Source organism: Bhargavaea cecembensis DSE10, assembly GCF_000348905.1.
GTDB lineage: Bacteria > Bacillota > Bacilli > Bacillales_A > Planococcaceae > Bhargavaea > Bhargavaea cecembensis.
Window position 1 is genome coordinate 148,951 of record NZ_AOFT01000002.1, and the last position, 26,691, is coordinate 175,641.

The window sequence follows — 26,691 nt, forward strand, 5'->3', positions numbered from 1 at the left end:
ATCAGTACATTTTCATGTACTGCTCTCTTTCCCATGGGTGGACAGTTGTCCGGAACATGTTCCATTCCGCTTCTTTCGTGTCCACGAAGTTTTTGTAGATGTGGCTGCCGAGCGCACTCTGGATCACCTTGTCATCGGCAAGTGCGTCAAGCGCTTCTTTCAGGCTTGCCGGAAGATCCTCGATGCCCATGCTCCGGCGCTCACGGAGGCTCATTTCATAAATGTTCTGGTCGACGGACTCCGGCGGCTCCATGCCGCTGCGGACGCCTTCGAGTCCCGCTCCGAGCAGGACCGCCATCGCCATGTACGGATTGGCGGCCGGATCGACCGAACGCACCTCGATTCGTGTGCTCAGCCCCCGGGATGTCGGGATGCGGATCAGCGGGCTCCGGTTCGTCCCCGACCAGGCGACATAGACCGGTGCCTCATAGCCCGGCACCAGGCGTTTGTACGAATTGACGGTCGGGTTGGCGATTGCCGTGAAGCCGTGTGCGTGCTGCAGCAGTCCGGCCATGAACTGGTAAGCGACACGGCTCAGGCCCTCCTCTCCGTCCGGGTCCTCAAACACATTTTCGCTTCCCTTGAACAGGGACATGTTGACGTGCATGCCCGATCCTGCCACTCCGAAAAGCGGCTTCGGCATGAAGGTGGCGTGGAGGCCATGTTTACGGGCGATTGTTTTGACGACAAGCTTGAATGTCTGGATGTTGTCGCACGCCCGGATGGCGTCCGCGTATTTGAAATCGATCTCATGCTGGCCAGGGGCGTTCTCATGGTGGGAAGCCTCGATTTCGAAGCCGAGCGCTTCCAGTTCGAGCACGATATCCCGGCGGCAATTTTCGCCAAGGTCGGTCGGCGCAAGGTCAAAGTAGCCGCCATAGTCGTTCAGCTCGAGGCTCGGTTCCCCGTTCATGTCGAGCTTGAAAAGGAAGAATTCCGGCTCCGGCCCGATATTGAATTTGGTGAACCCGAGCTCTTCCATTTCCTTGAGCACGCGCTTCAGGTTGCTTCTCGGGTCCCCTTCAAACGGTGTCCCGTCCGCACGGTGGACGTCACAGATCAGACGTGCCACTTTACCTGAACCTGTATCCCACTGGAAGACCGTCCAGGTGTCCGGGTCCGGCACCAGGTACATATCAGATTCCTCGATCCGCACGAATCCTTCGATTGACGAACCGTCAAACATCATTTTGTTGTCCAGCGCCTTGTCAATTTGGGATACCGGGATCTCAACGTTCTTCACGGTCCCGAGTATATCCGTAAACTGCAGGCGGATAAAATTCACATTCTGCTTTTGTATGTCGTTCTTAATATCTTCCTTCGTAATTTTGGCCACGTTACCATCCTTTCAATTTTTAAAGCAGGTCTTCCTCCAACAGCGCGCCAAGGGCGCCAAGAATCGCGATCTGTACATGTTCGTATGTAAGACCGCCTTGGATATAAGCGGTATAGGGCGGACGGATCGGACCGTCTGCCGTCAGCTCGATGCTAGAACCCTGCACGAATGTGCCGGCCGCCATGATGACGTCATCTTCATATCCCGGCATATAAGACGGCTCGGGCGCAAAATGCGCGTTGACCGGCGAATTCGCCTGTATCTCCCGGCAGAATCGGATCATCTGGGCTGCTTCGTTGAATGAAACCGACTGGATCAGATCTGTGCGGTCCGCGGAATAATGCGGTGAAGTCGTCATGCCGGCTGCCTCGAGCATCGCCGATGTGAAAATCGCGCCTTTGACGGCCTGGGCCGTCACATGGGGCGCCAGGAAAAAGCCCTGATACATATCCGGGAGCGTCCCAAGAGAAGCTCCCGCCTCTGCTCCTATACCCGGAGAAGTCATCCGGTAAGCACATTTTTCAATCAGTTCTGCACGTCCGGCCAGATACCCGCCGGTTTTGGCCAGCCCTCCGCCCGGGTTTTTGATCAGGGATCCGGCCATCAGGTCAACACCTGCCTCGGTCGGTTCCATTGTCTCGACGAACTCACCGTAGCAGTTGTCAGTGAAGATAACGGCATGTGGTGCAAATTCACGGACCTTCTTCACCATCTCCCCGATCTGACTGACTGTAAAACTGGGACGGAGCGAGTAACCCTTCGAGCGCTGGATCGCGATCATCTTCGTCTTTTCTGTAACAGCCCCGCGCACAGCTTCAAAATCGACTGAGCCGTCCTCTTTCAGATCAATATGGCGGTAGGAGATCCCGAAATCGCTCAGGGCGCCGGTGTCCTTGCCTTCAGGGCCCGATACGATCGAAGCGAGTGTGTCATAGGGTTCGCCGGTGATGTAAAGCAATTCGTCACCCGGGCGCAGCACGCCGAAAAGCGCGATGGAGATCGCATGGGTGCCGGAGATGATCTGATTGCGGACCAGTGCCGCCTCGGATCCGAACGCGGTCGCGTATACCCGCTCCAGGACATCCCTGCCCTCATCATCATAACCGTACCCGGTCGACGGATTCATATGATGGTCGGATACCCGGTTCTCCCTGAAGGCTGCGAGCACTTTTGCCTGATTCGCAAGCGCCACCTCATCGGTGCGTTCCAGGAAAGGCGCGATCTTCCTTTCCGCCTCTTTCCTCCAGATCCCGATTTGTTCTGTGTGATTCATGATGTCGGCCATCAAACTCTTTCCTCTCTGTTGCATAGTCACCATACAAGTATACCGCATTGGCATGATCCTGCACCCGGGACACAGATGCCTGGAGAGTCACCCTCGGACACAACGGACGGGCTGCCCGGAAGCATGGCACATCTGCTTCCCGGCAGCCCGTCTGTTTTCATACCGTTTCTTCGGCCTGCTCTTCCCTCGGGGCAAGATTGACCGGCCGTGCGGGGACGAATGTGGAAATCGCATGCTTGTAGATCAGCTGCTGCTTCCCGTCTGTTTCGAGCAGTACCGTGAAGTTGTCATACGACTTCACCTGCCCCTTCAGCTGAAAACCATTGGTCAGGAACACGGTTACATAAACCCCGTTTTTACGGATCTGGTTCAGGAATGTATCCTGAATGTTTGCCGACTTCATTACACCTATTCCTCCGCTCTCTCTTTATATTGCCCAACGCTTGCGCTTTTGGGCACAGTCGCCGTACATCACGGCGCCGCTGCCGCGGTAGTTGGCATGGGCCCTGTTTTATGTATTCCGTCCCGGCGCCCCAAAATCCTTCATCAATGCGAGTATTTTTTGCGTATTCTGACGGGTTCCTCCCAAAGCATCCAGCCAGTGCACGTCCAGCTTGTTCCGGAAATAAGTGAACTGCCGTTTGGCATAGCGCCTCGTGTTCCGTTTTGTCAGTTCAAGCGCCTGCTCCAAATCCATTTCACCTTTCAGATAAGAGCCGATCTCCCGGTATCCGATTGCCTTCATGGACTGGCTGTCTCCGAAACCGGCGTCCACCAGGCGGCGGACTTCCCCGATCCATCCGGCATCCACCATCAGGTCAACCCTTCGGTTGATCCGTTCATAGAGAACGCTTCTGTCCATGGCAAGTCCGACAAGCAAATGGTCATACAGCGCCCCGGCCCCGTCCATTCCTTCGGCTTCCTTTTTCGTCTTTCCGGTCAGGGAGGCAATCTCGAGAGCGCGCATCACCCTTCTCGTATTGTTGGGGTGGATCTCCGCGGCGGACACAGGGTCCTTTTCCATAAGAAGCTGATGGAGACGCGCCGGCCCCTCTTCCCTGAGGATCTGCTCAAGATCCATCCTGAGTCCCGGATCATGCTTTTGTTCGGTAAAGCGGAAGTCATACAGGACCGACTGCACATACAGGCCGGTGCCGCCTGTGATGATCGGCAGGCGTCCCCTGGAACGGATCTCTGAGATTTTCTCCCTGACAAGCCGCTGGTAATCGGCCACTGAGAACTCATCCCCCGGCCCGAGGAGATCAAACAGATGGTGCGGCACGCCCCGCATTTCCTCCATCGTGATTTTGGCGGTGCCGATATCCAGGCCCCGGTATACCTGGAACGCATCACCATTGATGACTTCCCCGCCTGTTGCTTCCGCAAGGCTGACACTCAGGTCGGTCTTGCCCGATGCCGTCGGGCCGACGATCGCGATGACTTCAGGACGGATTTCGCCGTTCATGCTTCCAGCCACTCCGTGATGTACTCAGTGATCCGGCCTTTTTTCGGTGAATGAAGAATTTCATGCCTGCCGTCTTCCGCCAGATAGACGGTCACATTGCGGACTCCGTTTGCCGCATACTGCCGCGCGACATTCCAGATTCCGTCTCCGTTCTTCCCTACCGGATCCGCCGCACCGGATATCATGAGGATCGGAAGGTTTTCAGGTGTTCTGCGGATTTCACGGTCAGCATGGATCAGGTCCAGGCCGTCAAACAGATCGGAGAAAAATCCGGTCGTCGAGACGAATCCCGAGTCCTCATCATCCAAATATGCCCTGACCGCATCCTCATCTTCGTTAAGCCAGTCAAATGGCGTCTTCGCGTCCGGGAACTGAAGATTGTAGCCGCCGAATGTCAGGGAGTTCAGCAACTGATTCGGCTCTTTTTTCATCCCTGCAGCAACATATCCGGCGGCAATCATGCGTCCCGCCCTGATGGCCGGGCCGGGATGGTCCCCCGACCCCATGAAAATCGCACGGTCCAGCATATGACCATAGCGCTGCGAATATCGCCTCGCGACAAATGACCCCATGCTGTGCCCGAAAATCGTGAAGGCAGGAGAGGGATGGCTATCCCGGAGAAGTGATGTCACTTCGTGCACGTCCTGCACCACCCGCTCGAAGCCGTCTTCCTCCGCGAAAAAGCCCCTGATCCCGTTTAGCCTGACTGTCCTTCCGTGGCCTCTGTGGTCGTGTCCGCTTACGATATAGCCGGCCTTCCTGAGTGCACCGGCAAACTCTGCGTAACGGCTGATATGCTCCGCCATCCCGTGAAGCAGGTGGATATGGCCTTTCGGCGGCCCATCCGGCTCTGCCAGAAAAGCGCTGACCATATGGCCGTCGGTCATGTGGATGGTCATTCTGTCCAATCGTTCATCCTCCTTGCAGACCTGCCGTCTGTCTGATGGCATGGTCCAGTTCATCAAGCATCCTTGACTTCTCCCCCGGCTCCAGGAAAAGCAATTCTGCCATGTAATCTGAAATTTTCTCCCTATCTTCCCGTGCCCTGCCGGCATTGAAAAACATCCATCCTGTTCTCCGGACAAGGAAATCGGCCGGCGTAGCTGCCATTTCTCCGTGGATGGCATAAAGGACCCTGCCCCTTACAGAAGCACTGAGCCCGCCGCCATCCCCCGCTGCGTGGGCAAAACGGAACACCACATCGGCATTTGTTCCATAGAAAGCAGCGATTTCACGTCCTTCTTTCCGTGTCAGGCCGTAGAGTTCCGCTTCATTCGCCTTGCCTTCGATAAACGTTTGAAGTTCATCGGGATCATCGAAATCGCCGCCCGACAAACGGAGTGCTTTGGTGATGCACGGTCCAAATGTGCGGTCCTTTGAACGCCGGACAATACGGTCAACGACATCCTCGGCCATTTTCCTGTAACCGGTAAGTTTTCCTCCGGCCATCGTGAGGAGGCCCGAATCCGACTCCCAGACTTCGTCCTTCCGTGATATCTCCGAAGGATTCTTCCCTTCTTCATGGATCAGCGGACGGACGCCTGCCCAGGTGGACTCGACATCCTCCCTGCTCAGGCCGATGCCCGGGAACATGCCGTTTGCAGCCTCGAGGAGGTAATCTACATCTTCACCGGTTGCCGCAACCTCTTCAGGGGCCCCGTCGTAGAACGTATCGGTCGTGCCGACATATGCCTTGCCATCTCTGGGAATGGCGAAGATCATCCGGCCGTCGGGACTGTCGAAATACACAGCCTGCCTGAGCGGGAAGCGTGACTGGCTGATGACAATATGGACACCTTTTGAGAGCTTGAGATGCTTATCATTGTCGATGGCATCCAGAGCCCTTACTTCATCCACCCATGGCCCGGCGGCATTGATGACGTGGTCGGCATCCGCACGGAACCGGCTGCCGTCCAGCCGGTCCCGGATCTGTGCACCGGCCACTTTTCCTTCCGCGTCATAGACCAGTTTTTCCGCCTTGCAGTGGTTCAGGCAGAGTGCACCTTTTTCAGCCGCTTTTTTGAGAACCTCGATGGTCAGGCGGGCATCATCCGTCCGGTATTCCACATAGTGGCCACCGCCGAGAAGGCCGTCCCGCTTCAGCAGCGGTTCCAGCCGGAGGGTTTCTTCCGGGCTCAGCATCGTCCTGCGTTCGGCTTTCCCGACCCCTGCCAGTCGGTCATACACAGCAAGCCCGGCGGAGGTCATGAGCGGTCCGAACGTTCCGCCCTTGTGGAACGGCAGCAGCATCCGCTCCGGCTCTGATACATGGGGGGCGTTTTCATAAACGATTTTCCGCTCGCGTCCGGTTTCCGAAACAATCTTCAGCTCCATCTGCTTCAGATATCGGAGCCCCCCGTGGATGAGTTTTGTGGACCGGCTGGATGTACCTTCCGCAAAATCCTGCATGTCAACAAGCAGGACGGACATTCCCCGGGTGACGGCATCCAGCGCAATTCCTGCACCGGTGATCCCGCCCCCGATCACCAGGAGGTCAAAACGGAACGTTGAGGCATGCTGCTTCATCTTCGGCCTGAGCAATGTCGAGAACATGGTCGCCACTCCCTTCACAATCTAAACGAACGCGTCGCTTCCACCGCTTTTTGCCAACCCGCATACAGGCGATCCCGCTCTGCAGTGTCCATCTTCGGAGAGTACAGCTTCCTGGACCTCCACATCGAAGCGATCTCGTCACAATCCTTATAGAATCCGGTCGACAGCCCCGCCAGATAGGCGGCGCCCAATGCGGTCGTTTCGCTTAGTTCGGACAGTTCAACATCCGACTGGAGGATATCACTCTGGAACTGCATGAGGAACCCGTTATCAACGGCACCGCCGTCCGCGCGGAGATGCTTGACCGGTATGCCCGCGTCTTTCTCCATGGCATCCAGCACGTCCTTTGTCTGATAGGCGAGAGACTCGAGTGTGGCACGGATAAAATGCTCTTTCTCCGTCCCTCTTGTCAGGCCGAAGATGGCGCCGCGCGCATCTGAATCCCAGTATGGCGTACCGAGCCCGACAAACGCAGGCACGACGTAGACGCCATCCGCCGAATCGACCCGGGCGGCATACTGTTCGCTGTCCCCGGCTTTCCGGAGCATGCGCAGGCCGTCACGCAGCCATTGGATGGCGGAGCCCGCGACAAACACGCTGCCTTCCAGGGCATAGACCGGCCCCTCCCCGATATCCCAGGCGACGGTCGTCAATAGCCCATGATTGGATTGGGTTGGCTGTTTTCCCGTGTTGATGAGCATGAAACACCCTGTGCCGTACGTGTTTTTCGCCATGCCCTTCTCAAAGCAGGCCTGCCCGAACAGAGCCGCCTGCTGGTCGCCCGCCGCTCCGCCGACCGGCACCTTCCCGCCGAAAAAGACCGAAGGGTCCGTATGGGCATATACTTCGGATGAAGGCCTCACTTCCGGAAGCATTTTCATCGGGATGTCCAGGATGTCGCACAGTTCCTCATCCCACTTCATGTCATGGATGTTAAAGAGGAGGGTCCTTGAGGCATTTGTCACATCGGTCACATGGACGGCTCCGCCGGAAAGCTTGTAGATCAGAAAACTGTCGATTGTGCCGAACAGCAGGTCCCCCGACTCTGCCCGGTCCCTGGCACCTTCGACTTTGTCCAGAATCCACTTTACTTTCGTTCCGGAAAAGTAAGGGTCCAGCACCAGACCCGTCTTTTTCCTGAACAGATCCTCATGCCCCGACTTTTTCAGTTCATTGATGATCGGCTGTGTCTGGCGGGATTGCCAGACGATGGCATGGTGGACCGGGCGCCCGGTTTTCCGGTCCCAGACGACGGTTGTTTCCCGCTGGTTCGTGATGCCGATCGCCCCGATCTGTTCATGTCCGACGCCGCTTTCGGTCATCACTGCGGCGATGCAGGAAAGGACCGATCCCCAGATTTCATTGGCGTCATGCTCCACCCATCCGGGATGCGGAAAAAACTGCCTGAACTCCTGCTGTGCGGAATGGACCACACGTCCTTCCCGGTCAAACAGGATGGCGCGTGAACTGGTCGTTCCCTGGTCGATTGACAGAATATAAGTTTCCAATTGGCTCTCCCCTTTCGTGTCACATCACACGCTTGAACATCTTCTCGATTTCATATGTGGAGAAATGGATGATGACCGGCCGGCCGTGCGGGCAAGTGTACGGATTCTCGGCCTGCCCGAGATCTTGCAGCAGCCGCTCCATATCCGCCCGTGTCAGGTAATGGTTCGCCTTGATCGAGCGCTTGCAGCTCATGAGAATGGCCGTCTCTTCAAGGAACTTGCCGATGTCGGCCCTTCTATCGGCCAGTGCCTGTTCGACGAGCGCATCGATGATTTCTTCTTCGGAACCCGCCGGGAACCAGGCGGGGTGCTCACGGACAACAAACGTCCGGCTCCCGAATTCCTCCATTTCCACACCGACTGACGCCAGTGTGCCGCGAAGTTCACGGATCCTTTCCATGTCGTCGGGAGGATAGTGGAATGTCATCGGAATCATCAGTGCCTGGCGCTCATTGCCATCCGCACGCTTTACCTTTTCGCGGAAATACTCATACTTGATCCGTTCCTGGGCGGCATGCTGGTCCACCAGGTAAAAACCGTCGGTGCTCTGGGCGACGATGTAGGTCCCGTGAATCTGTCCGACTACCTCCAGCTCGCCGAACGGCACTTTCCTGGCATCCCCTTCTTCCACCTGTTGCTCCTCAAAAGGAGGATCATCGAGAGGTTCCGGAGCGGCCGTCTCTGCATTATGGGCAGGTGGGTCGGCAATGATCTGTGCCGCCGGATGCCGGCGGGCTGATTCTTCCTGCAGCCTGCCCTCTGTTGATGGAAGTCGCAGCCCGTTCCTGTTTGGCAATTCCGGATCGGTTGGATCATGATCCGTCACCCGGACTTCCGGACTATGAGAAGCCGGACGATAAACAGTCCTCGCGGTTTCCGGAATGACGCGGTTTTCCCTTTCCTGCTGGTGCCAGAGAGAAGTCTGCTCCGTTTTCGGCCGCGCTTCCTTCGGCGGCTTTGCAGCCGGCGCGCCAATCGCTCCGGACACTGCCCTGCGGACCGCTTCACGGATCAGCGCACAAAGTTCCGGTTCCTTGCTGAGGCGGATCTGCTGCTTCGCAGGGTGCACATTCACATCCGTCAGATACGGATCGCCCTGGATGTCGATGACGGCAATCGGAAAGCGCCCGATCGGCAGATAAGTATGGTACGCGTCAATCACGGCCTTCGTGATCGCATAGCTTTTGACCCAGCGGCCATTCACCAGGACAGTCATGTAATTTTTAGAGGCCCGGGTGATCTCCGGAAGCGCGCAATAACCGGACACCTTATAATCTGCAGACTCCCCGCCGAATTCGAGCATTTTTCGTGCGGTCCCCGGCCCGTAGATGTCCGAGATGACTTTGAGGAGATTTCCGCTTCCCGATGTCCGGAGATGCTCCTGGCCGTTGTGGACCAGCCGGAATGCGATATCCGGATGGCTGAGAGCGGCCCGGTTCATGTAGTCGATGGAATGGCCCAGCTCGGTCTGGATCGTCTTCATGTACTTTAGCCGGGCCGGTGTGTTAAAGAACAGCTGTGAAACCGTGATGTCGGTCCCCCTGCGATAGGCGGCCGGCTCCTGTTCGACAAGGCGTGTGCCCTCGATGCGGATCCTGCACCCTCCGGATTCACCGTCGGACGTCTGCATATCCACCTTCGAGACGGCGGCGATACTGGCCAGGGCTTCCCCCCGGAAGCCGAGCGTCCGGATCCTGAACAGGTCATGCTCGTTGCCGATCTTGCTGGTCGCATGCCGTGAAAAACAGAGAAGGGCATCTTCCGTATCCATGCCCCTCCCGTTGTCTGTCACACGGATCGAAGAAAGCCCGGCTTCCTCCAGCCTCACCTCGATGGAAGTCCCTCCGGCATCAATGGCGTTTTCCACGAGTTCCTTCACGACGGATGCCGGTCGCTCCACCACCTCACCGGCCGCGATTTTATTGGACAGCGGTTCATCCATCAGAACGATTTGTCCCATCCGATCACCTTCCGTTCCGTTTCAGTCGTTCCTGCATGCCGTGGAGCCACTGGAAAGCGTCCATCGGCGTCATGCGCAGAAGGTCCAGCCCTTCAATTTCGCCGGCCAGGCCGGATTGTGAACCGGCCGGCTTGGCGGAGTCCGTCTCTTCACCGGCTTCGTCAAACAGCGACAGCTGGCCTTCCGGTTCCGTATAAGGCTCGGAAGCCGGTTTCTCGGCCTCGAACTCACCCAGCAGTTCGTCTGCCCGCCGGATGACGCTTTCCGGAAGCCCTGCAAGCTCCGCCACCTGGATCCCATAGCTCTTGTCCGCCGCCCCATCCTTCACCTTATGAAGGAAAATGACCCTTCCGTTTTGTTCGGCAGCGGCCACATGGACGTTTTTCAGACGGCCGAGCGTCTCGGATAGTCCGGTCAGTTCATGATAATGCGTGGAAAACAGTGTATTGGCCCCGATATGGTCGTGGATGTGCTCCATCATCGCCTGTGCAAGCGCCATCCCGTCATAAGTGGACGTTCCCCTCCCGATCTCGTCAAAGAGCAGCAGGCTGTCCGGCGTCGCGTTCGCGAGTGCCAGCCGGGATTCCATCATCTCAACCATGAATGTGCTTTGGCCGCCCGCCAGGTCGTCGGCCGCGCCGATACGTGTGAAAATCTGGTCGGTCACGGGAAGTTCGGCACGGTCGGCAGGGACGAAGCATCCGATCTGCGCCATGATGACTGTCAGTGCGACTTGTCGCATGTATGTACTTTTCCCTGACATGTTAGGTCCCGTGATGAGCAGCATGTTCGAGCCTTCATCCAGGATGCAGTCGTTCGGCACATAAGTGCCGTCATCCAGCATTTTCTCGACTACCGGGTGCCGGCCCCCGATGATTTTCATTTCGCGTCCTTCATTGAAGACGGGCTTAACGAACCTGTATTTCTCGGATACTTCCGCAAACGCGGTCAGGACGTCCAGCGTGCTGAGACAGTCGGCCAGGGCCTGGATGGAAGGGATATGCCGTCTCACCTCATCCCTCACCGCCTGGAACAGTTCCGCCTCCAGAATGAGGGCTTCCTCATCGGCATTCAGGATGATGGCTTCCTTTTCCTTGAGTTCCGGCGTGATGTATCGTTCCGCGTTGGCCAGTGTCTGCTTCCGTTCGTAGCGTTCCTGGTCAATCAGGTGGACATTCGACTTGGTGACCTCGATATAGTAACCGAATACCCTGTTGTATCCGATCTTAAGCGATTTGATGCCGGTCCTGCTGCGCTCTTCCGCCTCCAGTGCGGCGATCCAGTCCTTGCCGTTCTTGGAGGCATCCCGCAGTTCGTCCAGGCGTGCATGATACCCTTCCCGGATCACACCGCCCTCTTTATTGCTGATCGGCGGATCGTCCGTAATCGACCGCTCCAGGATGGCGAGGACGTCTGTGCACGGATCAATGGAGCCGGCCATCCGCTTTAGCTTTTCTCCCCCGGAAGCCGCCAGTGACCCGCGGATCGGACCGGCCTGTGACAGGGAGCGGCGAAGCTGGGCCAGCTCCCGGCCCGTTGCATTGCCGAGCGCCACCTTACCGGCAAGCCGTTCGATATCGTAGACACCCTTCAGAAGTTCCCGGACTTCGCCTCGGACAAAAAAGTCTGCAATCAGTTCTTCCACGGCGTCTGTACGCTCCAGGATGGCGTCCTTCCCGGCAAGCGGCTCATGGATCCACTGTTTAAGCCTCCTGCCGCCCATTGCCGTGACCGTTTCGTCCAGCAGCCAGAAAAGAGAGCCTTTCTCGCCGCCTCCGCGGATGGACCGGACCAGCTCCAGGTTCCTTCTGGAGTTCGGGTCGATTGACAAAACGGATTTCTGCTCACGATAGACAATCGGCTGCAGGTGGGACAGGGACCGCTTCTGAGTGCGCTCCAGATAGCGGAGAAGACGGGCAGCCGAAGGCCGGATCGGAGCGGGGCAGGCATCCGTCAGTGCCGTCTCCCAGTCCCGGTCTGCTTCCTCATTCTCTATGGACAGCAAAATAGAACGGGCCTGGGCCTGCTCGTGCAGATCCAGGTAAAGCTCGTCCGGCACGACAATCTCCCGGATCTGGAGTGCTTCCGCTTCCGAAACCAGCGATTTCGGATCACGCCCCGCGTAGGTCGCCGTTCCCTCGCCGGTCGAAAGATCGATGCGCACAAGCGCATACTCTCCCTCACCTGTCCTTCCTGCAGAGCCGATATAGACGTTCGACTTCTCCCCGACCGTGCGGCCTTCCGTCAATGTCCCAGGCGTGATCAGCTGGATGACTTCCCGCCTGACGATGCCTTTGGCCAATGCCGGGTCTTCCGTCTGCTCGCAGATCGCCACCTTATAGCCCTTCCTGACAAGCGTCTCTATATATCCTGCGGATGAATGGTACGGCACACCGCACATCGGAATCTTTCCGGTCTGGCCGCCGTCCCTGGATGTCAGGGTGATTTCAAGAATCTGAGATGCATTCAGCGCATCCTCGAAAAACATTTCGTAAAAATCGCCGAGCCTGAAAAACAGGAACGCGTCCTTATAATCTTCTTTGATCTCCAGATACTGTCTCATCATAGGTGTCAATGTTTTCACTGCCATCGTTGCTACAACTCCCGTAAACCTCAGTATTCCTTCAATTATATCAGAGACCCGGCACAACAGAAAAAGCCGGGGAAGCTCCCCGGCCTCTCAGTACGAACTCGAATCCTTGTCTGAATCGCCCTTCTCCCCGCCAAAGTCCTTTTTGAAGTCATTGCCGTCCCCGTGTCCTCCGGAAGAAGATGAACTTTCGTCGTCAAAACGCCATTCTTCCTCAAAGTCGTCCGGGTGGACCTGTACGCAAATCTTCGTCTCCCCAACCACCTCGGCAAGGAGTTCGCGCTCGACCGAAACGCTAAATTTTTCTCCGCATTTGGTAATGATCGCTTCGGTGCAGTTCGGCTGCTGGATGACCTTGGTGTACACATCTTCCTGGCCGCCGGTCGCACCATCACGATAGTGGAGGCGGACTCGGTCTTTGTAGCTGATGGTTTCCGTGTAGACCGACGTCTTCGAATGGTCATGGTGGGAATACCAGACGTTGATGTCGAACTTGCCGGACACCTCGCAATACTTGCCATACTTCTTGGACTGATGGGTGTGGTTGATGATCCAGCAGCCCAGGATGCCCGACGGCTTATTTGGCGGCCGGAGCACCTCCGTCGACTCCGTTCTCTTCTTTCCTTTGGCGACTACCGCTTTCGTGACGATCTGCCGTAAGTTTCTCAGGGTCAACCCTCCTTCTTCGGTTCACTTCCATCCTATGCAACATTCGCCCAGGAAGTGAAAAAAGCCCAAAGGAATTTCTTCCTTCGGACTTTCTTTTATTTTTTGCCGCCTGGAGCGTTGCGGACCATGGAGCCGGTCTCGCCGCGGAGTACGTCGCCTCCGGTCGATTCGATGATGTGGTTGGTCACATTATTTGCTATCGTGTTGGACACAAGCTGGAGCAGCTGGTTCACTTCTACCTGGGATTGCTTGAACTCCTGGACGATCGGCACTTCGTCGATCTCTTTCTCGATTTGCTCGATTTTATTTTCCACAAGTCCGAGTGCGCGTTCCTTGCCGTACTGCTGGAAGTTCACTGCCTGTTTTTGGAGGCTCTTCAGGCTTGCGATTTTTTCCCGGATCTTCTGGTTTTCATTGATCTGCGCTTCTGCACGCTTAAAGAAGTCCACTTCCTCCGTCTGCGCGATCATTTCGGCCAGCTCTTTCGCCTTCTCGATGATCTCGTGTTTCGTGTATGTGTTTTCCATGATATCCACCTTTTCTGCCGTCCGCTGTTTGCCGGGGCGGCAATCGGACAAATTTAACCGGCCGGAACCGGGATGTTTTCCCCATTATACGAGACCGGGCTGCGACCAGACAAGCCGGGTGCCCGAATGTCGGCACATTGACACATCTGGAGGGCCGTCCGGATATAAATCCGAAAACCGAACGGCCTCCCGCATCGGGAGGCCGACAGTTCATCGTTTTCTTTTTTCCACTAGCAGCTTCATCGCCGTCCGTTCCTCTCCTGCGATCAGGATGTCGGTGAAGGCCGGCGAGCAGGTCAGATCATTGCCGCTCGGTGCGACAAATCCTCTTGCGATGGCGACGGCCTTGACGGCCTGGTTGAGCGCTCCGGCCCCGACAGCCTGCATTTCCGCATACCCTTTCTCCCGGATGACCGCGACGAGTGCTCCTGCGACAGAATTCGGATTGGAGCGTGAGGATACTTTCAATGAGTCCATGCCTATCCCTCCTGTTTTTCCGCTTTCATGGAACCGGACTCTTCCATGTCTTATTGTATGCGGGGCGCGGATAGCGCATGAACACACAACCGGAGTGGCCGGATCATCCTTTTAGCGGGTGGTCATCATTGACGAGTATGCGTTCACAGCGGATCGCCTTCCCGGATCCCGCATCGGCCTCAACGAAAAAGCCACCGAGCTGCGTACGCCCGTTTTTCGGCACTTCAAATCTGGCCGGCAGGTTTGTGCGGAAGCGGTACAGCACCTCTTCTTTCTTCATGCCGAGGATCCCGTCGTATGGTCCGGTCATCCCGGCGTCCGTCAGATAGGCGGTCCCGCCAGGCAGGATCCGCTCATCCGCGGTCTGGACGTGGGTATGGGTTCCGACCATGGCCGTCACCCGGCCGTCAAGATGCCAGCCCATTGCAATTTTCTCGCTTGTCGCTTCCGCATGGAAGTCGACGAACACCAGCGGCGACTCTGCCTTGGCCTGGGCGATCAGCCGGTCAGCCGCCTCAAACGGATCATCATGGGGCGGCATGAATGCGCGTCCGTGAAGGTTGATGACCGTCAGCAGGCCCGCTTCCTTCGAGATGGTCGTCATGCCGCGGCCCGGCGCTTCCGGCGAAAAGTTCGCCGGCCGGATGAGTGAGTCCGCCCCGTCGATAAAATCGAAAATCTCTTTTTTGTCCCACGTATGGTTTCCCATCGTAATGACGTCCACGCCACCGAAGATCAGGTCGTCATAATCCTGGCGCCTCAGCCCCTTGCCCGATGCCGCATTTTCTCCGTTGGCGATCACCACATCAGGCGCATACTTTCTCCGCAGGCCCGGCAGCGTCCGCCGTACCATTTCCATGCCGGGCTCGCCGACAATGTCTCCGATAAACAGAATTTTCATTTGGTGCTCTCTCCATCCTGTATCAGCAATGAAAAAGGCTTCCCGGACATTTCCCAGGAAGCCTGTTTATGCTGTTATTTTGCGTATTCGACCGCCCGGGTCTCCCGGATGACGGTCACTTTGATGTGGCCCGGATAATCGAGCTCGCTTTCGATCCGCTTCCGGATATCCCTTGCGAGCCGGTGGGCCGTGATGTCATCCACCTGATCCGGACGCACGATGATGCGGACTTCCCGTCCTGCCTGGATGGCATAGGACTTCTCGACACCATCGTAGTCTTCGGCGATTTCCTCGAGCTTTTCAAGACGGCGGATGTAATTTTCCAGCGTCTCGCTTCTGGCACCCGGGCGCGCTGCCGACAGGGCGTCGGCAGCCGCCACGAGGATGGCGATGACCGATGTCGGTTCCGTGTCCCCGTGGTGGGATGCGATGCTGTTGATGACAACCGGATGTTCCTTGTACTTGCTGGCGAGCTCGACGCCAATTTCGACGTGGCTGCCTTCCACCTCGTGATCAATCGCCTTGCCGATGTCATGCAGCAGTCCCGCGCGCCGTGCAAGCGCGATGTCGGAATCCTTGAACCCGAGCTCGGCCGCGAGAAGTCCGGACAGATAGGCCACTTCCTTTGAGTGCTTCAGGACATTCTGGCCATAGCTTGTCCGGTATTTGAGGCGGCCGATGATTTTGATGAGATCCGGGTGGAGATTGTGGATTCCCAGATCGAATGTCGTCTGCTCGCCCGCTTCGCGGATTTGCTCGTCGACTTCCTTGCGGGATTTCTCCACCATCTCTTCGATCCGGGCCGGATGGATCCGCCCGTCCTGTACAAGCTTCTCAAGGGCCAGCCGCGCGATTTCGCGGCGGATCGGATCGAAGCCCGACAGGATGACCGCTTCCGGTGTATCGTCGATGATGAGATCGATTCCGGTCAGGGTCTCCAGGGTACGGATATTCCGCCCTTCACGCCCGATAATCCGGCCCTTCATCTCATCGTTCGGCAGATTGACCACCGATACGGTCGTTTCCGCCACATGGTCGGCAGCAAACCGCTGCAGGGCCAGTGACAGGATTTCACGGGCTTTCTTGTCCGAGTCTTCTTTCGCCCTCAGTTCGGCCTCCCTGGTCATGACGGCGATGTCCGTTGAAAGCTCTGTTTCCACTTCCGAAAGGATCAGCTGCCGTGCCTCTTCCCGGGTAAGGGCCGATATGCGTTCAAGCTCAGTCTGCTGTTCGCTCATGAGCTGTTCCGCCTTGCTCTCCATCTGTGCGATATGCTGTTGTCGTTCGGCCAAAGCGTCTTCCTTGCGCTCCAGACCCGCTTCACGTTTGTTCAGCGCATCCTCCTTGCGGTCAAGATTCTCTTCCTTCTGCAACAGCCGGTTTTCCTGCCGCTGGAGTTCTGCGCGGCGTTCCCGGATGTCCGATTCGGCTTCTGTCCGTAGTTTGTGAGTTTCATCTTTCGCTTCAAGTAGCGCTTCTTTTTTCAGTGCCTCCGCTTCGCGCCTGCCATCCTCCACGATGGATTCGGCAGACTGCTTCGCACCGGTCACTTTGGAATCGTTCACTTGTTTTAAGGCAAAATAGCCAACAACTGCACCGACGATGAGTCCGAGCAAAGCGGAGATGATCACTTCAACCATTGAGGTCACCTCCCCCTGCTTTCATTCGTCTGTTAAACCATTCCGGCGTCATGCCGGGCATTCATGCTGTTCATGCCGGTCTTGCACAAAATCTGTCATGATGGTTATTGGATAAATCTATCCATCTTCAATTGTACCGGCGGCAAAAAGCGCTGTCAAGGTTGGAACTGCGCCGTTTCCCGGCATTTCCCGCCCCTTTCCGCGGCCTGTCCCGGTGCAGGCCGCCGCAATAAAAACCGGCCGGCAGCGACACCTCTTTCTCAGGGGGAAGAGGGCGCCGCTGCCGGCCGGGACCGGTCCAAAACCGGGCTTATTTTTTTACTTTTCCTCGTCGATGAGCAGGTCGAAGATCTCGTCCTCGGACTCCTCTTCCTCTTCCGCGGCAACCTGAGGGCCGTTCAGGCCATAGGCTTCACGGATCTTACCGGCGATCTCCTGGCGGATATCAGGGTTTTCCTTCAGGAACTGTTTCGAGTTCTCGCGGCCCTGTCCAAGGCGTTCGCCATTGTACGAGTACCAGGAACCGCTTTTCTGGACGACATCGGTTTCTGCTCCAAGGTCAATGATTTCGCCTTCCTTGGAAATCCCTTCACCGTACATGATGTCGACTTCCGCCGTGCGGAACGGCGGAGCCACCTTGTTCTTGACGACCTTGATCCTTGTGCGGTTACCTACGAAGTCGTTGCCCTGCTTGATCGCCTCGGCGCGGCGCACTTCAAGGCGGACCGAACTGTAGAACTTCAGCGCACGGCCGCCAGGAGTGGTTTCCGGGTTACCGAACATGACGCCGACTTTCTCACGGATCTGGTTGATGAAGATGGCGATGGTCTTCGATTTATTGATCGCGCCGGAAAGCTTCCGGAGCGCCTGGGACATGAGGCGGGCCTGGAGGCCGACATGGGAATCGCCCATTTCGCCTTCGATTTCCGCTTTCGGCACGAGTGCCGCGACGGAGTCGATGACGATAATGTCGATCGCGCCGCTGCGTACAAGCGCTTCTGCGATTTCGAGAGCCTGTTCTCCCGTGTCCGGCTGGGAAAGGAGCAGCTCATCGATGTTGACGCCCAGCTTCTGCGCGTAGACAGGGTCAAGGGCGTGCTCGGCATCGATAAAGGCTGCCGAACCGCCTGCCGCCTGCGCTTCCGCGATGGCGTGTAGCGCAACCGTCGTCTTGCCTGAGCTCTCGGGTCCATAGATTTCGATCACCCGGCCACGCGGGTACCCGCCTACTCCGAGCGCGGTGTCAAGCGTGAGTGAACCGCTCGAAGACGTCGAGATCACACGGTCCGTCTGCTCGCCCAATTTCATGACGGAACCCTTCCCGAATTGTTTTTCAATCTGTTTCAGTGCCATATCCAATGCAGCTTTGCGATCGCTCAAACTTGTTCCTCCTCATGGGTGTATACTGGTTTTCTTTCTGTCTCTACTATACTCGGTTATTGAGAAAAACACAAGAAAAAAGCGAACATCCATTCGATTTTCATGCAGGTCATACTTGAAAATCGAGCAGCCCCGGCGCCCCGTTTTTGGATTTCGGCATGAAAAAAGGCACCGAAATCGAAATTCCCGGCGCCTTATCTTTTTTATTTATGCCCTTCAGCCGTGTCGCCGATCAACCCGATCAGCATATGCAAAGCTGATTTCACGGCCCGGATGCGGTTTGTGTTCCGCATGCCCGAAAGCAGAAGTTCCCGTGTCCGTACTTCGTTTCCGGTTGCGATGGCAACCCAGACGGTGCCTCCCGGTTTGCCGTCATGGGGATCCGGCCCGGCTGCCCCCGTCAGTCCGACGCCGATATCGGTGCCGAACTTTTCCCGGACCGCTTTCGCCATTGCGGAAGCCGTTTCTTCGCTTACGACGCCCTTTTCATCAAGCAGGGAACGCTGAATGCCAAGCTGCTCCATCTTTGCCTCTGCGGTATAGGTCACGACTCCACCGGCCAGTGCGGCGCTGATGCCGGGCTGTTCGGCAAGCTCGGACATGAACAGGCCGGCCGTCAGGCTTTCCGCAGCGGAAATGGTCAGGCCATTTCCGATCAGGAGAGAAGCGGCCTTCGAGACCAGTGTTTCGTCATCATAACCGTACAGGTACTTGCCGACAATCTTCCGGATCTCGGCTTCCGCCCCGTCCAGCAGACCGGCCGCCTCTTCCACTGTGTCCGCCTTCGCGGTTGCGCGGATCGTCACTTCACCGTCTGAAGCAAGCGGAGCAAGTGTAGGATTCGTCTGATTGTCCAGCAGATCCGACAGCCTGTGCTCCAGTTCGGCTTCCCCGATGCCGTAAAAGCGGAAAACGCGCGAAGCGATCGGTCCTGTGAAGCCTGCAAGCCTGGCAAGAAGCGGTTTCGCCTGCACGGTGAACATCGGTTCCATTTCCTTCGGAGGACCCGGCATCAGGAGATAGTGGCGGCTGCCTGCGGAGAACAGCATGCCCGGCGCCATGCCGTGATGGTTCTGCAGAACGGCTGCCCCTTCAAGGATCAGGGCCTGCTTTTTATTGTTGTCCGTCATCTCACGCCCCATGCGCTCGAACCAGGCACGGATCGATACGAGCGCCTCATCGTCATACACGAGCCGGGTGCCGGCGTGGCGGGCGATCGTTTCCTTCGTCAGGTCATCCTTTGTCGGGCCGAGCCCGCCCGTGAAGATGAGCAGGTCAGCCCGGGACTCGGCGATCCGGATCGCATCCTCGAGCCTGCCGGCATTGTCCCCGACCACGGTATGGAAATGGACGCTGATGCCTAGTTCGGCGAGCCCTGCTGAAATGTATCGGGCATTCGTGTTATTGATCTGCCCGAGAAGCAGTTCGGATCCAACAGCAATGATTTCGGCTTTCACGGTGACTCCCCCTTACATAGAATCAAGCAGAACACGGCGGTTTTTATAGAAGTAATCCACGCCCGACCAGACCGTGAAGATGAGCGCGATGTACAGCATGATGGTTCCGAACGGGATACCGGCCGCTTCGAAGAAGATATTGTGGAGCAGCAGGAAGATGGTTGCAAGAAGCTGTGTGGTCGTCTTGATCTTTCCGAGCATATTCGCCGCCACGACTTCCCCGCCGCCCGCCAGGATCAGTCGCAGGCCGGTCACCGCGAACTCGCGGGAAATAATGATGATCACGACCCACGAAGGCGCAAAGCCCATCTCAACGAGAATAATGAGCGCCGAGGAGACGAGGAGCTTGTCCGCCAGAGGGTCCAGGAACTTGCCCATGTTCGTGACAAGATTGTATTTGCGGGCCAGGTGTCCATCGAACCAGTCCGTCAGCGCCGCGATGATGAAGATGATGCCGCCGATCAGATGCTCAACCGGAAGTTCAACGCCGCCTGCCCGGATGGTGCCCATGCCGAAATCAGCCAGCATGAACAGGATGAACACCGGGATGAGAAGAACTCTCGCCACGGTGATTTTATTAGGTAAATTCATCAATTATGCCCCTTTCAAAAAAAATAAGTCATCCCTAGAGATGACTATTGTGCAGCACCAAGCTGGATGATGATGTTCTGTGTAACCCGATCCGTTCCGGGAACTGCGTAAGTGAGCGGACTTCCGTTCACGGTGATCTCCACGCCAGGCACATAGCCGATGCGGAAACGCAACCACTGTACGCCCTGTGCCTCGATGGTCTCTGTCTGTCCGTTCTCGAGGCTCTTGCTTAAGTACTGCTTCCCGGTATTGTCTGTCACGGAAATCCAGGAACGGCCTTTCCCGTTCAGCGTGATGCTCGCCTTGTCGGTGCCGGACAGGTTGTAGAAGGTGTTCTCGCCTTCGGTCCTGTCGACTGCAAGTGCGGCTTCCGGCTCCGCCGGTTCTTCCGTTTCCGCAGGCTCTTCCGCTTCTTCAGCAGCCTCTTCTTCGGCAGGATCCGCGTCTTCGGCAGGTGCCGCGTCCTCAGCATCTTCAGGACCGACCTGTTCCACCTGCACGGTGCTTTCCGTTTCGTTGATTTCTTCGGCCGGTTCGGTATCCGCCGCCTGGTTGGCCTTCAGGAACCAGACGATGCCGATGGCCACCACGATGAACAGCGCAAGAATGACCTTTGGCATCGCTTCGGCTGCCTTGCCCGCACGCCTCATGGACGTGCGTCTCATCGTCGGGGCGGACATCCCCGCCGAGTCTCCCGTGATAAGCGGTTCCGGAGCCTCCGCCTTGTACATGGCCAGCATCTCATCGGCATCCAGGTCGACCGCTTCCGCGTACTGCTTGATAAACGCCCGGACATAGAATGTGCCGGGCATGATGCCGAACTTGCCTTCCTCGATGGCGGCAAGATAACGTTTCTGTATTTTTGTGATTTCCTGCAAATCTTCAAGCGAGTAGCCTTTCTCCATCCTCGCCTGTTTTAGCCGAGCGCCCAATTCGGACAACCAAAACACCTGCCTATCAAATATTGAATCCGAAATCCATCCCGCTCCGGCTCGACATCCTGTCGTTTTCTTCCAGCTTCTCGTAAGTGATTTCTTCATCTTCATCACGGCGGATCTCGATGATATAGTCGAAATCATCCATGGTGTACTCAGAAAGACGCACAAACATGTCAGGATGTTCCACAACTTTTATCGCAGGCAGGCGCATAATTTCCCGGACAAGCTGCATATGCCGCTCGTCGCTCGCCTTCCTTGTCACGATCCCGTCGAGGATGAAGACATTATCCGGTGAAAATTCGTCGCCGGCCAGCTGGCTCCGGACCGTCTGGCGAAGCATCGTCGAAGAAAGGAAAATCCATTTCTTGTTCGCGCTCACACTCGCCGCCACGACAGACTCCGTCTTGCCCACGCGGGGCATGCCGCGGACGCCGATCAGTTTGTGGCCTTCCTGCTTGAAGATTTCAGCCATGAAATCGACGAGAATGCCGAGCTCGTCCCGCACAAAGCGGAATGTCTTTTTATCATCGGCATCTCGCTGGATGTACCGGCCATGCCGGACCGCCAGGATATCCCGGAGCTTCGGATGCCTCAGTTTTCTGACATTGATCATGTCCATCGTCGATGCGATCAGTTCAAACCGCTCGATGGCGTCATCGTTCTCGGTCCGGAGCAGCATGCCCCTCCTGCCCTGGTCCACACCGTTGATCGTCACGATGTTGACACGCAGGAGACCGAGGAGTGAGGAAATTTCCCCCAGAAGCCCCGGCCGGTTCACTTCGATTTCGTATTCCATGTACCACTCACTCAATTTGGGTCGCCTCCATCGGCGCCGGATGCGCAATGTATTTCTATCATATCGGATTTGTCATTTGAAGAAAAGGGTTAGCCGGGGGGATTTCGGAACCCACGAAAGACTTTGATCCCCTATTAACCGTGAATCAGGCAACAATATCTTAAAATATGAAAATCATTCAGATTGCCGTTTCATGTGCATGCTTTTGCAAAGCTCCATTGGAATCTTTCTTCCATCTAATTGTCAGATCACGGTAAGCACCCATTAAAAAGCGGACCGGGCTTTTGTGCCCCGGTCCGCCGTTGGTTCAGATATACCATCCGCCGTTGACTTTGATGATTTCTCCGGTGATGTAGAGGGATTGTTCGCCCAGCAGGAAATCCACCGTACCGGCAACGTCTTCCGGAGTGCCCGGGCGCATAAGCGGAATCTCGCCGAACGCCAGCCTGCGCTCTTCCTCATCCAGGTGGCTGTTCATCGAAGTCTCGATCCAGCCCGGAGAGATGGCATTGACCAGGACATTCGAGGCAGCCGCCTCTTTCGCATAGGCCTTGACGAACGAGTGGACTGCCCCCTTGACGGCGGAGTATGCCACTTCCCCGGCTGCTCCCGTGTCACCCCAGATCGAGCCGATCATGACGACGCGGGAAACAGGATGGCGGCGCAGTTTTTCAGAAACCAGGCCGATATAACGCATCGGATTTGCTGCATGCACGCGCCATAGTGCGTCCAGGTCATCCATTCCCGTGTCCGAGAGCAGCTTGGTCATTCCCTGGCCGGTGCAGGAGATGACCGCCTGAAGGTCGCCGGTAGAAGCGGCCAGGCGCTCCCCTCCGTCCGGGGCGGCAAAGTCCGCCTGTACCGCGATGAATCGTTGGTGCGGGTAAGCCTCTGCGAGCCGCTTCTCGAGTGCCAGTGCGGAATCCCGTGAGGAATTGTAATGCAGGTAAAGGGACCAGCCGGAAGCGGCAAGCCGCTCCGCGACTGCGGTGCCGATCCCTCCGGAGGCACCGAGCACCGCTGCGGACCTGAGCGGGGTCACCCTCCGTTCGCCGGAGGTTTTACCGTGAATACGGTGCGCGCCTTCTCATCTGTGAGCGGCACGAGGACTCTCTGGAGATCCTTCACTTCCAGCGCCTCCAGTGCGGTTACGGTGTCAAACAGGTTCATCCCATTGAATGCATAGCGGGTGAACTGGTTCGCAATGTATTCGACCGAGTTCAGCGCGCGCATGAAGAAGCCGATCCGTCTCCTGCGCTGGCGGTCCAGGTCTTCCTGGCCGAACGGAAACTTTTCCGACGCCCACTGCAGGGTGTCCTCGATCTTCTTCGTCAGCTCCTCGGGTTTGGCACTGTCAGATCCGATCACCGAAAAGGCAAATCCTTCTTCTGCAGTGAAGTCAGTCGAGAACGATTCGTCAATCAGGCCTTCCTCGTAGGCTTCCGTATAGAACTTGGACGTTTTTCCGTACAGGAGGTCGATTAAGATCTGGTAAGCCAGCTCCTGCTTCAGCCCTTCCAGCCCTTCTTCTGCAAGTGCAGGAAGCTTGATTCCCACATGGACCTTCGGCTTGGAAACATCCATCTCCAGGCTGCCTTCCTTCACTGCTGATTCCATCTTCTCCTGCGGGAACTGCCGGACGATCCGCTCCGGCTTGTCGAACGTCTTCCCAGCCTGATTGTCCCGGATAAAGTCCATCATCTCTTCAGGGTCGACCGCTCCGACCGCAAATACAAGCATGTTCGACGGATGGTAGAACGTGTGGTAGCACTCATACAGGTGATCTGCTGTGATTTTCGATATCGACTCGACCGTTCCGGCGATGTCGATCTTCACAGGATGCTCCTTGTACAGGTTTTCGATCGTTCCGAAATACGAGCGCCAGTCCGGCAGGTCATCGTACATCGTGATCTCCTGTCCGATGATCCCTTTTTCCTTTTCAACGGTTTCCTCCGTGAAATAAGGCGCCTGGACGAAATCCAGCAGGAGTTCCGTATTCGGATAAAGGTTCTCCGTCGCGGAAAACAGATAGGCGGTACGGGTAAAGGACGTAAAGGCGTTTGCTGATGCCCCGTTCATCCCGAACTTCTGGAACACATCCCCGTCTTCCTTTTCGAACATCTTATGCTCGAGGAAGTGGGCGATGCCGTCAGGGACCCGGACGACTTCGTCTTTGCCCAGCGGAATAAAGGTATTGTCAATGGAACCGTACCTGGTCGTAAACGAGACATAGGTTTTCGAAAAGCCGGATTTCGGCAGGATAAACACCTGCAGCCCATTCGGCAGAGTCTCATGATAAAGCGTTTCGTTGACGCGGCTGTACTCAAGCATTTTCATCAGCCGATTCCTCCTTTCCGGAAAGCAGATAGACAAGCTGGCGATCGATCTTCCCGGCCATTTCCCGGATATCATCGGCCGTCACAGGCTCCCATTTCGCGATCCATCCTTCAGGCGTGAAACCGCCGGGGAGGTCTTTGTACTGGTCAAAGATCTCAATCTGGCCCCTTGAGGAATCCAGCGCTTCACGAAGCTGGTTGGCAAGCATCGCTTTGGTCTGGCTCAGTTCGGTGTCCGTGATCTCCCCGGCTCTCATTGCCTCAAGCTGTTCGTCGATCAGCTTCGTCGCTTTGTCGGCGAGGTCCGCGTCGATGCCGGCTGAAACGGTGATGAGCCCGTAGCGGGACAGATAGGAGCTTGCGGCATAGTAGGCCATGCTTTCCTTTTCACGGACGTTCATGAACAGCTTTGAATGAGGGAAGCCGCCAAAAATGCCGTTTGCCAGCTGCATCTTCGGGAAGTCTTCCGTGCCGAACATCACAGGCGTGCTGAAACCGATGTGGAGCTTACCCTGCTTCATGTTCTGCTTTTCCGAAATCCGGCCTTCCTTTCCGGTTCCGCGGGCCGCTTTTTCGGGCAGCACGGCCGGAACACGCCCCTCGAAGTGGAAAGCTTCTTTAAGTGAGGAGGTGATGGCCTCCTCATCAACTGCTCCGACGACGTAAATCTCGATCTCGTCTTCACCGATCATCCGGCGATACGCTTCCATGACTTTCTCGGGAGTCAGCGCTTCCAGAAGGGTTTCTTCGCCGGTGGCCCTGATGGATTCGGGCCCTTCAGGCCTCAGCAGCGTCAGCAGCCGGTGCTGCGCATAACGGGTTTTATCATCGTAAAGGGAGCGGACTCGCTCAAGAACCGTCTGCTTTTCCCGCTCGAACACCTGGGCTTTGAAGACTCCGTCCTGCAGATTCGGGCGGAGCACGGCATCTGCAAGGAGCCGGATTGTCCAGTCCGCAATGTCTTCGTCACGGATCAGGCGGTCGTCCACACACTCGGCGTTAAACGACAGGTAGTGGTAGCCTCCGCGTTTGCCGACATCTGTATAGTAAAGGGTTCCGTACATGGTTTCGAGCGCCTGCCGGAGTGCCGCCCGGCTCGGATAGGTTTCTGTGCTGTCTTCCAGGATGTTGGCCAGGACAGCCCGCTCGGAAGCCCCTTCCGCTGTCAGCGGCTGCTTGAAGCGGATGGAGAATGTCAGCGTTTTGAATTGTTCCGTCCTGCGTACATACAGGCGGACGCCTTGAGTCAATCGAGTTTCCGTAAACATGGGACACCTCGTTTTCATTCAAATTTGTATCAAGTATTCACCAATTTAACTATACCCAACCCGGCTGAGGCATGGCAAACTTTGGAGAGGTTTTAAGAACAAAAGTGCAAGCGCCCGTTCAGCAACGTACAAACTGGTGCCCTTCGCAATGAGATAAAGGAAACACGGCGAGGAACGGACTGATGTTTAGGCTGTAGACAAAGTGAGTAGCTTACTCCGTTCTCTGCAGTTTTTTCTATTCCTGAAAAATCCTACGGATTTCCGCTACGGGCCCTCGCTTACCGCGGACGTAGCCTTAGCCGGCGCCAGTACGAAGACTGGCGTCTGTGCGCATCGCGTAGCGGAAGATCTCCTGCGAGCAAAAGCGCCAGCATTGCGTAACATCCTGCGTGGTCTTCGGCTAACGCTTTTCCCGCAGGTGTCTCGGGCCCTCCGCTACAATCCGCCATGAGGCTTATTGAGACGAACGGTACCTGTTTATATAATCGAATTAACAGTTTACAAAACGGTTGATGGATATGCTGTCAATATCGAATGGAATTAATCCTGATCAACTGGAAATGGTCTCACTGGATGAGATGGTCCTTTGAGGACCACCTGGTCAGTAAACTCGAAAGCCATCGACTTTTCGTTCTTTTACGATTTCGTATAGGATTTGTATTCAGACCGTGGCCGTCTAGGGGTAAAAACACGATAAATATCCAAGTGAATGACAAAACGGAGCTGTCCGAAAATCGGTTTCAGCACATGGTAAAGCAAACGGCACGGACGCCAGGAGACACCTGCAGGAAAAGCCGGGCTGTCGAGATCCGCTTTACACGGAGCTCGGCGCCGGCCCGCGGTAAGCGACCAGAGTCCGTGCCGTTTGCATTTTTCGTCGTGTTATTGACTTATCAGAAAGCCCCGTTTTGTCTACAGTCTGAACACGGCGAGGAACGAGCCGATGTTGACTGATCGAAATGGCGAAGGGTGAAGTTTGCTGGTTGCAGGGCGCTGGAACCGGATGTGGGCGAC

22 protein-coding genes are annotated in these 26,691 nt (G+C 56.5%); all 22 read right to left on the reverse strand.

What is annotated here, in order from left to right; translation table 11 throughout:
• Position 1: 1 nt before the first annotated feature.
• On the reverse strand, positions 2 to 1,336 hold the full coding sequence (gene glnA / locus C772_RS02415; protein WP_008297083.1) for a type I glutamate--ammonia ligase: 1,335 nt from the start codon (positions 1,334 to 1,336) through the stop codon (positions 2 to 4).
• A gap of 19 nt (positions 1,337 to 1,355) precedes the next feature.
• Positions 1,356 to 2,621 carry a methionine gamma-lyase family protein gene (locus C772_RS02420; protein WP_008297085.1) on the reverse strand — a complete coding sequence of 422 codons (1,266 nt, stop codon included), beginning with the start codon at positions 2,619 to 2,621 and terminating at the stop codon, positions 1,356 to 1,358.
• Positions 2,622 to 2,778: 157 nt separating this feature from the next.
• Positions 2,779 to 3,024, reverse strand: coding sequence for an RNA chaperone Hfq (gene hfq / locus C772_RS02425; RefSeq protein ID WP_008297087.1), 246 nt, complete (start codon positions 3,022 to 3,024; stop codon positions 2,779 to 2,781).
• A gap of 108 nt (positions 3,025 to 3,132) precedes the next feature.
• Entirely contained in the window at positions 3,133 to 4,086 is a 954-nt protein-coding gene (gene miaA, locus C772_RS02430; RefSeq protein ID WP_008297088.1) for a tRNA (adenosine(37)-N6)-dimethylallyltransferase MiaA, read from the reverse strand.
• Positions 4,083 to 4,985, reverse strand: a complete 903-nt coding sequence (locus C772_RS02435) for an alpha/beta fold hydrolase (RefSeq protein ID WP_235046363.1) — start codon at positions 4,983 to 4,985, stop codon at positions 4,083 to 4,085. Before C772_RS02435 ends, miaA begins: the two co-directional genes overlap by 4 nt.
• Before the next feature lie 13 nt (positions 4,986 to 4,998).
• The gene (locus C772_RS02440) at positions 4,999 to 6,639 is read right to left on the reverse strand and encodes a glycerol-3-phosphate dehydrogenase/oxidase (RefSeq protein ID WP_008297092.1); all 1,641 of its coding nucleotides are present in this window, start codon (positions 6,637 to 6,639) and stop codon (positions 4,999 to 5,001) included.
• A 14-nt stretch (positions 6,640 to 6,653) separates the two neighbouring features.
• Entirely contained in the window at positions 6,654 to 8,147 is a 1,494-nt protein-coding gene (glpK, locus tag C772_RS02445; protein ID WP_008297094.1) for a glycerol kinase GlpK, read from the reverse strand.
• Positions 8,148 to 8,166: 19 nt separating this feature from the next.
• Positions 8,167 to 10,107 carry a DNA mismatch repair endonuclease MutL gene (mutL, locus tag C772_RS02450; protein WP_008297096.1) on the reverse strand — a complete coding sequence of 647 codons (1,941 nt, stop codon included), beginning with the start codon at positions 10,105 to 10,107 and terminating at the stop codon, positions 8,167 to 8,169.
• A gap of 4 nt (positions 10,108 to 10,111) precedes the next feature.
• On the reverse strand, positions 10,112 to 12,697 hold the full coding sequence (mutS, locus tag C772_RS02455) for a DNA mismatch repair protein MutS (protein WP_008297097.1): 2,586 nt from the start codon (positions 12,695 to 12,697) through the stop codon (positions 10,112 to 10,114).
• A gap of 90 nt (positions 12,698 to 12,787) precedes the next feature.
• Complete coding sequence (cotE, locus tag C772_RS02460; RefSeq protein ID WP_035001294.1) at positions 12,788 to 13,366, reverse strand: outer spore coat protein CotE; 579 nt, start codon at positions 13,364 to 13,366, stop codon at positions 12,788 to 12,790.
• A gap of 95 nt (positions 13,367 to 13,461) precedes the next feature.
• Positions 13,462 to 13,893: a RicAFT regulatory complex protein RicA family protein gene (locus C772_RS02465; RefSeq protein WP_008297101.1), complete on the reverse strand. Its 432-nt coding sequence runs from the start codon at positions 13,891 to 13,893 to the stop codon at positions 13,462 to 13,464.
• Between the two features lie 210 nt (positions 13,894 to 14,103).
• The gene (locus tag C772_RS02470) at positions 14,104 to 14,370 is read right to left on the reverse strand and encodes a stage V sporulation protein S (protein ID WP_008297102.1); all 267 of its coding nucleotides are present in this window, start codon (positions 14,368 to 14,370) and stop codon (positions 14,104 to 14,106) included.
• 103 nt (positions 14,371 to 14,473) lie between these two features.
• Positions 14,474 to 15,271 (reverse strand): TIGR00282 family metallophosphoesterase, encoded by a 798-nt coding sequence (locus C772_RS02475; RefSeq protein WP_008297104.1) that lies wholly within the window; start codon positions 15,269 to 15,271, stop codon positions 14,474 to 14,476.
• Positions 15,272 to 15,345: 74 nt separating this feature from the next.
• Positions 15,346 to 16,911 (reverse strand): ribonuclease Y, encoded by a 1,566-nt coding sequence (gene rny, locus C772_RS02480; RefSeq protein ID WP_008297107.1) that lies wholly within the window; start codon positions 16,909 to 16,911, stop codon positions 15,346 to 15,348.
• Between the two features lie 318 nt (positions 16,912 to 17,229).
• Positions 17,230 to 18,291, reverse strand: a complete 1,062-nt coding sequence (gene recA / locus C772_RS02485) for a recombinase RecA (protein ID WP_008297109.1) — start codon at positions 18,289 to 18,291, stop codon at positions 17,230 to 17,232.
• Positions 18,292 to 18,494: 203 nt separating this feature from the next.
• Positions 18,495 to 19,748: a competence/damage-inducible protein A gene (locus tag C772_RS02490; RefSeq protein WP_008297111.1), complete on the reverse strand. Its 1,254-nt coding sequence runs from the start codon at positions 19,746 to 19,748 to the stop codon at positions 18,495 to 18,497.
• A 12-nt stretch (positions 19,749 to 19,760) separates the two neighbouring features.
• The gene (gene pgsA / locus C772_RS02495) at positions 19,761 to 20,339 is read right to left on the reverse strand and encodes a CDP-diacylglycerol--glycerol-3-phosphate 3-phosphatidyltransferase (protein WP_008297114.1); all 579 of its coding nucleotides are present in this window, start codon (positions 20,337 to 20,339) and stop codon (positions 19,761 to 19,763) included.
• A 44-nt stretch (positions 20,340 to 20,383) separates the two neighbouring features.
• Positions 20,384 to 21,280: a helix-turn-helix domain-containing protein gene (locus C772_RS02500; RefSeq protein WP_008297115.1), complete on the reverse strand. Its 897-nt coding sequence runs from the start codon at positions 21,278 to 21,280 to the stop codon at positions 20,384 to 20,386.
• Between the two features lie 16 nt (positions 21,281 to 21,296).
• Positions 21,297 to 22,088 carry a DUF3388 domain-containing protein gene (locus tag C772_RS02505; RefSeq protein ID WP_008297117.1) on the reverse strand — a complete coding sequence of 264 codons (792 nt, stop codon included), beginning with the start codon at positions 22,086 to 22,088 and terminating at the stop codon, positions 21,297 to 21,299.
• Between the two features lie 292 nt (positions 22,089 to 22,380).
• The gene (gene ymfI / locus C772_RS02510; RefSeq protein ID WP_008297119.1) at positions 22,381 to 23,115 is read right to left on the reverse strand and encodes an elongation factor P 5-aminopentanone reductase; all 735 of its coding nucleotides are present in this window, start codon (positions 23,113 to 23,115) and stop codon (positions 22,381 to 22,383) included.
• Positions 23,112 to 24,410 (reverse strand): EF-P 5-aminopentanol modification-associated protein YfmH, encoded by a 1,299-nt coding sequence (yfmH, locus tag C772_RS02515; RefSeq protein WP_008297121.1) that lies wholly within the window; start codon positions 24,408 to 24,410, stop codon positions 23,112 to 23,114. Before yfmH ends, ymfI begins: the two co-directional genes overlap by 4 nt.
• Entirely contained in the window at positions 24,397 to 25,677 is a 1,281-nt protein-coding gene (yfmF, locus tag C772_RS02520) for an EF-P 5-aminopentanol modification-associated protein YfmF (RefSeq protein ID WP_008297124.1), read from the reverse strand. Before yfmF ends, yfmH begins: the two co-directional genes overlap by 14 nt.
• Positions 25,678 to 26,691 lie beyond the last annotated feature (1,014 nt).